Below are 11,632 nucleotides of genomic sequence, written 5' to 3'. Positions count from 1 at the left end.
CGTGCGAGGAAGGCTACGGGTCTACCTCGGGGCGGCCCCCGGGGTGGGCAAGACGTACGCGATGCTCAGCGAGGGCCGCCGCGCGCTCGAACGCGGCCGTGACGTGGTCGTGGGCCTGGTCGAGACGCACGGCCGGCCCCGTACGGCCGCCCTGCTGGAGGGCATGGAGATCGTCCCGCGCAAAACCGTCCGCTACCGCGGGGCCGCCTTCACCGAGCTGGACGTGCGGGCGGTCATCGAACGCCGGCCGAAGGTCGCGCTGATCGACGAGCTGGCCCACACCAACGCGCCGGGCTCGGGGAACGTCAAGCGCTGGCAGGACATCGACGAGATCCTGGACGCCGGCATCGACGTCATCTCCACGGTCAACATCCAGCATCTGGAGTCGCTCAACGACGTCGTCCAGGAGATCACGGGGGTCCCGCAGCGCGAGACCGTGCCCGACGAGGTGGTGCGCAGGGCCGACCAGATCGAGCTGGTCGACATGTCCCCGGAGGCGCTGCGCAGGCGCATGGCGCACGGCAACGTGTACGCCCCGGAGAAGGTCAGCGCGGCCATGTCGAACTACTTCCGGGTCGGCAACCTCACCGCGCTGCGCGAGCTGGCCCTGCTCTGGGCCGCCGGCAAGGTCGACGACCAGCTCGACCGCTACCGCGCCGACCACGGCATCGCCGACACGTGGGAGACCAGGGAGCGGGTCGTGGTCGCCCTGACCGGCGGCCCGGAGGGCGACACCCTGGTCCGCAGGGCGGCGCGCATCGCGGCCCGCACCAAGGGCGCCGACCTGCTGGCCGTGCACGTGGTCAGCGCCGACGGGCTGGCCGGCGCGGACCCGGCCAGCCTGGCCCGCCAGCGCACCCTCGTGGAGAGCATGGGCGGCTCCTACCACCAGGTCGTCGGCGGCGACGTGCCGCGGGCGCTGCTCGACTTCGCCCGCGGCGTCAACGCCACGCAGCTCGTGCTCGGCGCCTCCCGCCGGGGCCGGTTCGCGCAGATCCTCGCGCGCGGCGTCGGCGTGGAGACCATCAGCCTGTCCGGCTCGATCGACGTCCACCTCGTCACCCACGAGGAGGCCAAGAAGGGCCGCAGGCGGCCGGAGCGCGCCCGCGCCGCCCTGACCCCCGAACGGCGGCTGACCGGCTGGGCCGTCGCGGTGGCCGGGCTGCCCGCGCTGACCGCCGCGCTCGTCCCCTTCCGCGACGTGCTGCGGCTGCCGAACGAGATCCTGCTGTTCCTGCTCCTGGTCGTCGGCGTCGCCCTCGTGGGCGGCATGTGGCCGGCCATCGCCGCGGCCGTCGGCGCGTCGCTGCTGCTCAACTGGTTCTTCACCCCGCCCGTCGGACGCGTCACCATCGCCGATCCGGAGAACCTGTTCGCGCTGATCGTGTTCGTGCTGGTCGCGGCCGCGGTCAGCACGATCGTGGACGTGGCCGCCCGGCGTACCCGGCAGGCCGCCCGCGCCGCCGCGGAGGCCGAGGTGCTGTCCACGCTGGCCGGGCACGTGCTGCGCGGCGAGGCCGCGCTGCCGTCCCTGCTGGGACGGCTGCGCGAGACGTTCGGGCTCGACTCGGTCACCCTGCTCGAACGCGTCGGCGACCCCACTCCCGAGGACCGGGGCGATCCCCGCGCCTGGCGCATCATCGCCACCTCGGGAGGCGCCCCCTGCACCGCGCCCGCCGACGCCGACACCGACGTCGTGATCGGCGACGAGCTGGTGCTCGCGGCCCGCGGCCGGCTGCTCAACGCCGGCGACCGGCGGGTGCTGGAGGCGTTCGCCGCCGAGGCGGCCGTCGCGCTGCGTCAGGAACGCCTGGAGGAGGAGGCCGAGCTGGCCAGGCCGCTCGCCGAGGCCGACAAGATGCGCACCGCGCTGCTCGCCGCCGTCAGCCACGACCTGCGCACCCCGCTCTCGGCCGCCAAGGCGGCCGTCGAGAGCCTGCGCGGCAGCGAGGTGGAATGGACGGACGAGGACCGCGAGGAGCTGCTCGCCACCGCCGACGAGTCCCTGACCAGGCTCGGCCGGCTCGTGGACAACCTGCTCGACATGAGCCGCCTCCAGGCCGGCGTCCTCGGCCTGGCGCTCCAGCCCGTGGCGCTGGAGGAGGTCGTGCCCCGGGCCGTGGACGATCTCGGGCCGCTGTGCGACCACGTGGAGGACGACGTGCCCGTCGAGCTGCCCGACGTCGTCGCCGACCCGGCGCTGCTGGAACGCGTGCTCGCCAACCTCATCGCCAACGCCGTCCGCTACAGCCCGCCCGGCCACAAGGTGCTGGTCACCGCCGGCCGGCACGGCGACCAGGTCGAGATCAGGGTCGCCGACCGCGGCCCCGGCATCCCGCCGCAGGACCACGAGCGGGTGTTCCTGCCGTTCCAGCGGCTCGGCGACCGCGACAACGGCACCGGCGTCGGTCTCGGCCTCGCGCTCTCGCGCGGGCTCACCGAGGCCATGGGCGGGACCCTCATCCCCGAGGAGACGCCAGGAGGAGGTCTCACGATGATCGTCAACCTGCCGGTCCACAGCGGGGCGGCGCCATGACCAGGATCCTGGTCGTGGACGACGAGCCGCAGATCCTGCGCGCGCTCCGCATCAACCTGGCCGCCCGGCACTACGAGGTCGCGGTCGCCGCCGACGGCTCCTCCGCGCTGCGCCAGGCCGCAGAATGGCGTCCCGATCTCATCGTCCTCGACCTCGGCCTGCCCGACATCGACGGGGTGGACGTCATCCACGGGCTGCGCGGCTGGACCCGCGTCCCCATCGTCGTCCTGTCCGGCCGGGCCGGGAACGAGGACAAGGTCGGCGCCCTGGACGCCGGCGCCGACGACTACGTGACGAAACCCTTCGGGATCGACGAGCTCCTGGCCCGCATCCGCGCCGTCTCCCGCCGCACCAGCGTCCAGGAGGCCGAGCCGGCCGCCGTCCGCCTCGGCGACCGCACCGTGGACCTGGTCGGCAAGACCGTCTCTGGCGGGATCAGGCTCACCCCCACCGAGTGGCACATCCTGGAGATCCTGCTGCGCAACCCCGGCAAGCTCATCCCCCAGCGCTACCTGCTCACCCAGGTGTGGGGCAGCAAGCACGTCAAGGAGACCCACTACCTGCGCCAGTACATGGCCCAGCTCCGCAGGAAGCTCGAACGCGACCCCGCACACCCCCGGCACCTGATCACCGAACCGGGCATGGGCTACCGCTACGTGCCCTGAGCGGTCCGCTGGAGGACCAGCTCGACGCCGTGCAGGAACGTCTCGCCGACCGCCACCGGGTCGGTCAGGCAGCCCGCCGCCATCGCGCCGTCGCGCAGCATGACGACGTGCCGGCCCGCGGGCTCGGGCGGCGTCTCCCCGGCCCGCGCGAGCAGGTCGGTGACGGTGCTCAGGAACCACTCGCGGTGCGCGAGCACGGCCCGGTGCACGGGATGTCCGGGGTCCGGATATTCGGCCACGGCGTTGAGGAAGGCGCAGCCGCGGAACCCGGGCGACCGGATGTCCTCGGCGATCGACCTGGCGACCGCCCGCAGGACGTCGGCCGCCGGCCGGCCGCTGCCGAGGGCTTCGCCGACCCGGTCGCGGATGGCCTGGTCGGCGCCGCGCAGGTAGGCGACGACGAGCTCGTCCTTGCTGGGGAAGTGCCGGTACAGCGTCGCGCGGGTCACCTTCGCCTCCGCGACGATCCGGTCGATCCCGACGGCGTGCAGCCCTTCCGCGTAGAAGAGCCGGGTGGCGGTCCCGAGCAGCCGTGCTCGGGCTTCTGACGTGTTCTGCACCATTGCAGGGAGCGTAGCAGATAGAACGTTCGGTCTTGACAGCCACGAAGCCCGCTGCCACCCTTATCGACGACAAGACCGAACGTTCTATCTCTCCCGCGAAGGGATCCCCGTGAGCACCGTCACCGCCTCCACCTCCGCCGCCGCCTCCCTGCGGCGGCTGTACTTCGTCCGTTTCGGCTTCGCGCTCGTCTGGGCCGGCCTGCTGGCCGCGACCGCGTCGGGGCTCGGGCCGGTCAGCGTCGCCCTGCTGGTGCTCTATCCCCTGTTCGACGGGGTCGCGGCCATCGTCGACGCCCGCTCGTCGAAGGCGACGGGCCCGGCGCTGAGCCTGTACGCGAACATCGTGATCAGCTGGGCCACCGCCGTCGGCCTGGCCTTCGCCGCCGGGGTCGGCATCCCGGCCGTGCTGCGCGTGTGGGGCGCCTGGGCCGTCGTGTCCGGCCTGCTCCAGCTCGCCGTAGGCGTGATCCGCCGGCACCTCGGCGGCGGCCACTGGCCGATGATCGTCAGCGGCGCCATCTCGACGGCCGCGGGGACCTCGTTCGTCCTGCAGGCCGCCCAGGACGGCGCGTCGCTGGTCAGCCTCGCCGGCTACGCCACGCTCGGCGGCCTGTTCTTCCTGGCCTCGGCGCTGCGCCTCGGCCGGGTCACCCGCTGAGCGGGCGCGGGAAGGCGTCCTTCTGGCAGGCTGTCGGCCGTGAACCCGCGTACGAAGACCTGGTGGTTATGGGCGGGCGTGGCGGCCGGGGCGGCCCTGCTGGTCGCCGCCGCGGTGCGACTGTGGCTGCTGCATCCCGGCGACGTGGACCCGGTCAGCGCCGTGTTCGCGCTGGTGGGAACGGCTGTCAGCGCGATCTCGTGGTGGCGGGCGCAGCGGCTGGCCGACACCGACGTGTCGAACGCGATGTCGCTGCTGGCCGGGCGCGTGCTGGCCGAGGAGCGGGCGCAGCGGGCGCAGTTGCTCGGCCCCAAGGGCAAGGACGTGCTCATCGACGTCGACTTCTGCTTCCACCCCACCGGTGGCGCCGTCTCCGCCCCGCCGGAGGGCGACCTGGGACACGTGGCCGACTACTTCCGCGGCCTGCCGGCGCCACGGCGGCTCGTGATCTCCGGGGTGGCGGGGTCGGGCAAGACCGTCCTCGCGATCGAGCTGATCCTGGAACTGCTCGGCGGCAGGCAGCCCGACGACCCCGTCCCGGTACGGATCTCGGCGACGAGCCTGGATCCCGACCTGCCGGTGGAAGACCTGCTGGCCCGGCACCTGACCACGACGTTCGACCTGAAGCCGGTGACCGCGCGCGCGCTCGTGAAGGCCGGGAAGATCCTGCCCGTCATCGACGGGCTGGACGAGATGGACGAGACCGACAAGCCGGGCTACGGCTCGCGGGCCGCCCGCGCGCTGCGCGCACTGGAGGACTACGAGCACGGACCGGAGCGCTGCAGCCTGGTGGTGACCTGCCGCACGGGCCAGTACGACGCCCTGGTCGCCGACCGGGCCACCCCCCGGGGCGCCGTCCGCGTCACCGTGAAGGAGGTGGCCGGCGACAAGGCGTGGCAGTTCATCCAGAAGTTCACCGACCAGGAGGACCCGGACCGCTGGCGGCCGGTCCTGGACGCGCTCACCCGCCCCGGTGACGTCCTGGCCGACGCGCTCGGCACCCCGTGGCGGCTGACCCTGGCGGTCACCGTCTACGAGGAACGCGACCCCCTCACCGGGCGCTACGTGCGCTCCCCGCGGGACCTCACGGAGTTCACCGACGAGCCGTCCGTACAGGAGCATCTTCTCGACCTGTTCATCCCCGCCCGCCTGGCCGCGGCGGATCCGGCGGGAAAGGGGCCGACCGCCGAGCAGACCCACGCCTGGCTGGCCGTCCTCGCCGGTCATCTGCACCGCAACAAGAGCCGGCCGCCGTTCCACGGACGCGTGCTGTCCAGCACCGATCTCGTCCTGCACGAGCTGTGGCCGCTGGCGGGAGACCGTCCGCGGGCCATCGGCGCGCTGGTGGCCCTGGCCACCGGTCTTCCCGGGGTCGCCGTCGTCGTCGCCGGCTTCGTCCTGGTGCTCTCGCAGTTCGACGTCGTGGACGGCAAGGTGTCGGGCCGGACGGTGATGGCGCTGGGGCTGCTCCTTGCGCCGGGCACCGTGGCTCTGCGCCTGCTGAAGGAGCCTTTCGACGCCTGGCGGGAGGTGTGGTCCCCGGCGGACGAGATCGGCTTCCGCGGGGTCCGCGGCGTACGCGACCGCAGGAGCGCCGTGGTGGAGGGCGTGCTCGCCGCGGCGGGCGGCTCGCTGGCGGGAGTGGCGGTCGGCATGAAGCTCGGCGTCGAGGTTCCGCTGTGGGTGTCGATCGTGTTCGGCCTCCTGCTCGGAGCAGGGATGGCGAGCGGAAGGAGCGGGGGGGACGGCCCCGCAGGTCCGCGCAGGGGCGTCGAGGCGCGGATGATCGTCAGGAACGACGCCGTCCTGACCCTCGTGGCCGCCCTCACCTTCGGCCCGGGGTTCGGGTTCCTCCTCGGCGTCTGGTTCGCGGGACTGCTGGACGGGCTCCCGGTCGCGACGGCGGTCGCGGCGGGCGCGGTGTTCGGGATGTCCCTCGTGGCGTCCTGGTCCCCGGTGCTGTCGCGCCGCTACCTGGGGCTCCTCCTGGCGACGCGGGGCCGGCTGCCGTGGCGGCTGGGCCGCTTCCTGCACCGGTGTTACGACGCGGGGCTGCTGCGGATCTCCGGGATCGCCTACCAGTTCCGCCACCGTGAGCTCCAGGACCACCTGGCCGCGCACCCCGCGCTCCGCGACGACAGGTGAGGGACCCCCGCTCAACACGCGCTCAACAGGGGGTCAACAGCGGCCGCCCTACCTTTCTCTCACACCGACAGGCACGACGAGAGAGGACAGCACGATGAAGCTGGCAGTGAAGCTGGGAACCGTGGTCGCGGCGAGCGCCGCATCGCTGACCCTGGCGGGCATGTCGCCGAACGCGGCCATGGCCGCCCCCACCACGACGACCGCCATGACCGCGGCCACCCCCGCCGTCGCGGCGGTCGCCGCCGCACCCCGCCCCAGCGTCCGGTGGCTCTGCGGCAAGCGGGTCGTCAGGAAGCTCATCCCGGCCTGCTCCCACGGCAAGTGGGAGCCGACGACGATCAAGAAGATGCGGTGCCTCCAGGGGCACGGACCCTACGTGGGGTGGACCGGCCCGGCGAAGCTCGCGTACTGGGCGAACAGGTGCTTCAAGACCAGCGAGTGGGAGAAGTGGTGACCGTCTTCTGACGGTCCGAGGGCAGAGGAAAGCCTTTCCCAAGAGCTGACCATGCTGCTTTCGACCTCCGGATCGCAACAGGTAGACAGAAAGCGTGGGATTTCGGGGAAACCCGCATCCGTGGGGGCAACCATCACTGCGCGACCACGCACTGGCGGTGATTCCGCTGGCCATGATCGTGGTAATCACGGCTGCCGACCTGTTGACCCCCAGCACCGTGCGCTTCGGCACGCTGCTGGTGGCGGCCCCCGCGATCACGGCCTCCTTCGCCGGCGCGTGGTTCACGGGCCTGATCGGGCTGCTCGCCGTCGTGGCCGAGGTGATCATCGGCTTCCACCACCATCTGATGGGCAGCGGGAACGAGCGGGCGGAGCTCATCGCCATGATCCTGGTCTCGGCGTTCGTGGTGCTGTTCTGCCTCGTCAGGGACCGCGAGCGGCGGGTCCTGGTGCAGGTGCGCTCGGTGGCCGAGGCCGCGCAGCGCGCGCTGCTGCGCCCGCTGCCCGAGTCGCTCGGCACGCTCCGGCTGGCCTCCGTCTACCTGGCCGCCGCGGCCGAGGCCAGGATCGGCGGCGACCTGTACGCGGCCGTACGCACCCAGGGCGCCACCCGCCTGATCATCGGCGACGCCCGGGGCAAGGGACTGCCCGCCATCTCCGACGCCGCCGCGCTCGTCGGCGCCTTCCGCGAGGCCGCGCGCCGGGGCCTGTCCCTGCCGGAGCTCGCCGCCGACCTGGAGGACAGCGCGGGGTTCAACCCGTACGAGTCCGCCAAGGCGTGGCCGGTGGACGACGAGAGCTTCGTGACCGCGGTCGCCCTGGACATAGCGGACGACGAGCCGGTGCTCACCATGGTGAACTGCGGCCACCCGCCGCCGCTGCTGGTGCACGAAGGCAAGGTCACGCCGCTGGAGTGCGAGCGTCCCTCGCCGCCGCTGGGCCTGGGGAACCTCGGCGGCGAGGGATACAGCGTCTGCTCGTTCCGCTTCGAGGAGGGCGACCTGCTGCTGCTCTACACCGACGGCGTCACCGAGGCGCGCGACACCGCAGGCGTGTTCTACCCGCTGGCCGACCGGATCGCCGCCTGGACGCGGGAGTTCCCCGAAGGGCTGCTCAAGCGCATCTGCGCCGATCTCATCACCTATACCGGCGGCCGGCTCGGCGACGACGCCGCCATGATCGCGATCCGCCGCCTGCCCCTGCCCGCCGCCCCCGAACCGCGCGACGCGTCGAGCGCCACCGACCTGGAGGCGGTGAGCGCGGTGAACCGTTTCGTCCGACCGGCGTCCATGGCGAACGTTGGAGGCACTGATGGACACGTACCCGCAGATCGCGGACCACGGCATGGTGGGGGACCTGCAGACCGTCGCGCTCGTCTCCGAGACCGGCACCATCGACTGGTGGTGCGCGCCCCGGTTCGACTCCCCGAGTCTCTTCGCCTCCCTCCTCGACGGCGAACGCGGCGGACACTGCCGGCTCTCCGTCGATTCCGGACGCGTCGCGGGGGTCACGGTCCGGCAGCTCTACCTGTCGGACACCGCGGTCCTCGTCACCCGCTTCATGGCTCCCGACGGCGTGGGGGAGGTCGCCGACTTCATGGAGCCGGACCCCTCAGGCGCCCCCTCCGGCCGGCACCGGCTGATCCGGGCCGTCCGGGTGGTCCGCGGCGCGCTGCCCTTCACCCTCGTCTGCCGCCCCCGCTTCGACTACGGGCGGGCGCCGCACGCCCTCACCCTCCTCGACGACGGCTCGGCCCTCTTCCGCGGGCCCGGCACGGACCTGCGGCTGCAGGCCAGTTCGTCCGTCACGCTGCGCCCTGACGGCGACGACCTCACCGCCGACCTCACCCTCCGGGCCGGGGAGACGGCCTTCGTCGCCCTGACCGCCACGAGCAGCGCCGCCGAGCGGCCCCCGCCCCTCATGACCGCCGACGAGGTACGCGGCAGCCTCGAATCCTGCCGCGCCTTCTGGCACGACTGGCTGCGCGCGTCCCGCTACCGGGGGCGCTGGCAGGACATGGTCAACCGGTCGGCGATCACCCTCAAGCTGCTCACGTACGCGCCCACCGGCGCGCCGATCGCCGCGGCCACGATGGGCCTGCCCGAGCAGATCGGCGGGGAGCGCAACTGGGACTACCGCTACACCTGGGTCCGCGACGCCTCGCTGTCCGTCCGGGCCCTGATCGACCTCGGCTTCGTCGAGGAGGCCCAGTCCTTCCGCGCCTGGCTGCGCGAGCGGCTCGACGCCGGGGACACCACATCGGGCGAGCCGCTGCAGATCATGTACCGGGTCGACGGGGACCCCCACCTGACCGAGGAGGTCCTCGGCCACCTGGAGGGATACCAGAAATCCTGGCCGGTCAGAGCCGGCAACGCGGCCGCCGGCCAGCTCCAGCTCGACATCTACGGCGAGGTCGCCGACGCGCTGGCGCAGGCCCAGGAGGTCGGCGGCATCCACGGCTGGCGGGCCTTCTCCGGGGTGCTGGACTGGCTGGCCGACGCCTGGGACCGTCCCGACGAGGGCATCTGGGAGACCCGCGGCGGACGCCAGGACTTCACCTACAGCCGCCTGATGACCTGGGTCGCCTTCGACCGCGGCATCCGCATGGCCACCGCCTACTCGCGTCCGGCCGACCTCGCCCGCTGGACGGGCGCCCGCGACGCCGTCTTCGGCCAGATCGTCGAGCGCGGCTGGAACCCGCGGCGGCAGGCGTTCGTCCAGCACTACGCCACCGACGTGCTGGACGCCTCGCTCCTGCTCATGCCGCGCGCCGGCTTCATCTCCCCCCGTGACCCGGCCTGGCTGAGCACCCTCGACGCCATGGGACGGGAGCTGGTCAGCGACAGCCTCGTCTACCGCTACGATCCCGACGCCTCGCCGGACGGGCTGCGCGGCAGCGAGGGGACCTTCAACCTGTGCAGCTTCCTCTATGTCGAGGCCCTGGCCCGGGCCGGGCGGCTGCAGCAGGCCCGCTACGCCTTCGACAAGATGCTCACCTACGCCAACCACGTCGGCCTGTTCGCCGAGGAGATCGGCCCGTCGGGCGAGCAGCTCGGCAACTTCCCGCAGGCGTTCACCCACCTGGCGCTCATCGCCGCGGCGATGGCCCTGGACGAGCACCTTGATCTCGCCGAGAGGAGGGGAGGCTGACGGCGGCGGCGAGGCCGATCAGGGCGAAGATCGCCAGAACGACCATGGCGAGCGCGTAGGCCCGGTTCCCCTCGGCCGCCCTCGCGATGAGCACCGTTCCGACGATCGCCGTCCCGAACGACGAGCCGAGGTTCGAGACGCTGCGCGACAGCCCGGAGATCTCGCCCTGCAGCCCCTCGGGGAAGCTGGACTGCACGACGTTGACCGACGGGGTCAGCATGACGCCCACGCCCAGGCCGATCAGCAGCAGCCCAGGCGTGAAGGCGATGACCCTCGACGCCGCCCCGACCAGGACGAGCAGCACCACGATCCCGGCCACGGTCATGGCGAAACCCGCCACGATCAGCGCCTTCTGCGAGTGCCTCCTGGCCAGCCGCTCCGCCGCCAGCGAGGAGACGAGAGCGCCCACGGTCGCCGCGGTGAAGATGACGCCGGTCTGGATCGCGTTGTAGCCACGGACGGTCTGGAGGAAGACGGAGACGGTGAACGACGTCCCCATGAGGATCAGCCACTGCATGTTCTGGGTGACCAGGCCGAGGTCGGACGTACGGTCGCGGAACAGCCCGGTCGACAGCAGCGGCTCCCGCCCCGCGCGCTCACGGGCGCGGATGTGCAGGAAGAACCAGGTCAGCAGGACGGCCCCCACGGCGAGGAACACCACCAGCAGCGTGGTGTCGGCGCCGGCCTGGAGGATCCCGAACACCACGAAGAACATGCCGGTCGCGGACAGGACCGCTCCGGCGAAGTCGAAGGGGCGCTCCGGGTCCGGGGGCAGGGGATCGACGAGCCGGCGGCTGAGGAGGACGATCACCGCGACGACGGCCGCCTGGAAGAGGAACGCGGCCCGCCAGTCGATCGCCGTGGCGATGAACCCGCCGATCAGCGGGCCCGCCGCCGCTCCGACGCTGGCCATCCCGCTGATCAGGCCGAAGGCCCGGGCGCGTGAGGGGAGGTCCTCGTACGCCATCGTCGCGAGGATGTAGACCGGCGGGATCAGCAGCGCCGTCCCCACGCCCTCCAGCAGCGAGTTGCCGAGGATCAGCACGCCGAGCCCGGGGGAGAAGGCGCTGATGAGGGCGCCTGCCCCGTACAGGGCGAGGCCGGCCAGGAAGCACCGCTTGCGGCCCCACCGGTCGGTCAGCTTGCTGGCGGGGATCATGAGCACCGCCATGACCAGCAGGAACAGCGTGATCGTGCCCTGCACGCCGCGGACCGTCGTGTTCAGGTCCGCGCCGATGTCATTGATCATCACGTTCATGTTCGAGCCCGCGAAGCTGCAGATGAACTGGGCGAGGGCGAGCGGCGCCAGCGGCCGGCGCGGCGCGGCGGCCAGGGCCTGGGCGGCGGGGGTCATGTTCCCGTGATCCCCTCTTCCCTGCCCGGGGAGCGCCGCGAACAGGCAAAAAGACTCCACGGGAATTTGCCCACTTTTGTAGCTATTTGCGAAGAAGGGGGAGGATGT

Annotated in this window: 8 protein-coding genes and 1 pseudogene; 7 read left to right on the top strand and 2 right to left on the bottom strand. The window is 72.5% G+C overall.

Going from position 1 to position 11,632, the window contains the following annotated elements:
• Position 1 precedes the first annotated feature (1 nt).
• Positions 2-2,536: a sensor histidine kinase gene (locus ABD292_RS30140; protein ID WP_344213186.1), complete on the top strand. Its 2,535-nt coding sequence runs from the start codon at positions 2-4 to the stop codon at positions 2,534-2,536.
• Positions 2,533-3,201 (top strand): response regulator, encoded by a 669-nt coding sequence (locus ABD292_RS30135; protein ID WP_344213183.1) that lies wholly within the window; start codon positions 2,533-2,535, stop codon positions 3,199-3,201. Before ABD292_RS30140 ends, ABD292_RS30135 begins: the two co-directional genes overlap by 4 nt.
• Here the strand turns inward: ABD292_RS30135 and ABD292_RS30130 are convergent.
• Entirely contained in the window at positions 3,189-3,764 is a 576-nt protein-coding gene (locus ABD292_RS30130; RefSeq protein WP_344213180.1) for a TetR/AcrR family transcriptional regulator, read from the bottom strand. The two genes, ABD292_RS30135 and ABD292_RS30130, sit on opposite strands and share 13 nt — an antisense overlap.
• A 109-nt stretch (positions 3,765-3,873) precedes the next feature.
• On the opposite strand from ABD292_RS30130, the gene ABD292_RS30125 reads away from it, so the two are divergent.
• The 5 genes and pseudogenes from ABD292_RS30125 (at position 3,874) to ABD292_RS30105 (ending at position 10,170) form a co-directional block, all read left to right on the top strand.
• Positions 3,874-4,422 (top strand): hypothetical protein, encoded by a 549-nt coding sequence (locus ABD292_RS30125; protein ID WP_344213178.1) that lies wholly within the window; start codon positions 3,874-3,876, stop codon positions 4,420-4,422.
• Between the two features lie 39 nt (positions 4,423-4,461).
• Positions 4,462-6,567 (top strand): NACHT domain-containing protein, encoded by a 2,106-nt coding sequence (locus ABD292_RS30120; RefSeq protein ID WP_344213176.1) that lies wholly within the window; start codon positions 4,462-4,464, stop codon positions 6,565-6,567.
• Positions 6,568-6,661: 94 nt separating this feature from the next.
• On the top strand, positions 6,662-7,021 hold the full coding sequence (locus tag ABD292_RS30115) for a hypothetical protein (protein WP_344213174.1): 360 nt from the start codon (positions 6,662-6,664) through the stop codon (positions 7,019-7,021).
• Positions 7,022-7,193: 172 nt separating this feature from the next.
• Positions 7,194-8,201, top strand: a pseudogene (locus tag ABD292_RS30110) (PP2C family protein-serine/threonine phosphatase); the annotation flags it as partial.
• A 130-nt stretch (positions 8,202-8,331) separates the two neighbouring features.
• Positions 8,332-10,170, top strand: a complete 1,839-nt coding sequence (locus ABD292_RS30105) for a glycoside hydrolase family 15 protein (protein ID WP_344213172.1) — start codon at positions 8,332-8,334, stop codon at positions 10,168-10,170.
• On the opposite strand, the gene ABD292_RS30100 is transcribed toward ABD292_RS30105, so the two are convergent.
• A complete protein-coding gene (locus ABD292_RS30100) occupies positions 10,109-11,524 on the bottom strand; it encodes an MFS transporter (protein ID WP_344213170.1) in 1,416 nt (471 codons plus the stop codon). The two genes, ABD292_RS30105 and ABD292_RS30100, sit on opposite strands and share 62 nt — an antisense overlap.
• Positions 11,525-11,632: the final 108 nt, after the last annotated feature.

It is taken from the genome of Nonomuraea bangladeshensis, from assembly GCF_039529455.1.
In the GTDB taxonomy this organism is placed as follows: Bacteria; Actinomycetota; Actinomycetes; order Streptosporangiales; family Streptosporangiaceae; genus Nonomuraea; species Nonomuraea bangladeshensis.
This window is presented reverse-complemented; position numbering and strand designations above follow the sequence as displayed.

Coding starts and splice junctions, on each gene's coding strand:
- ABD292_RS30135 (WP_344213183.1), top strand. CDS start 2,533: ATGACCAGGATCCTGGTCGTGGACGACGAGCCGCAGATCCTGCGCGCG.
- ABD292_RS30130 (WP_344213180.1), bottom strand. CDS start 3,764: ATGGTGCAGAACACGTCAGAAGCCCGAGCACGGCTGCTCGGGACCGCC.
- ABD292_RS30115 (WP_344213174.1), top strand. CDS start 6,662: ATGAAGCTGGCAGTGAAGCTGGGAACCGTGGTCGCGGCGAGCGCCGCA.
- ABD292_RS30105 (WP_344213172.1), top strand. CDS start 8,332: ATGGACACGTACCCGCAGATCGCGGACCACGGCATGGTGGGGGACCTG.
- ABD292_RS30100 (WP_344213170.1), bottom strand. CDS start 11,524: ATGACCCCCGCCGCCCAGGCCCTGGCCGCCGCGCCGCGCCGGCCGCTG.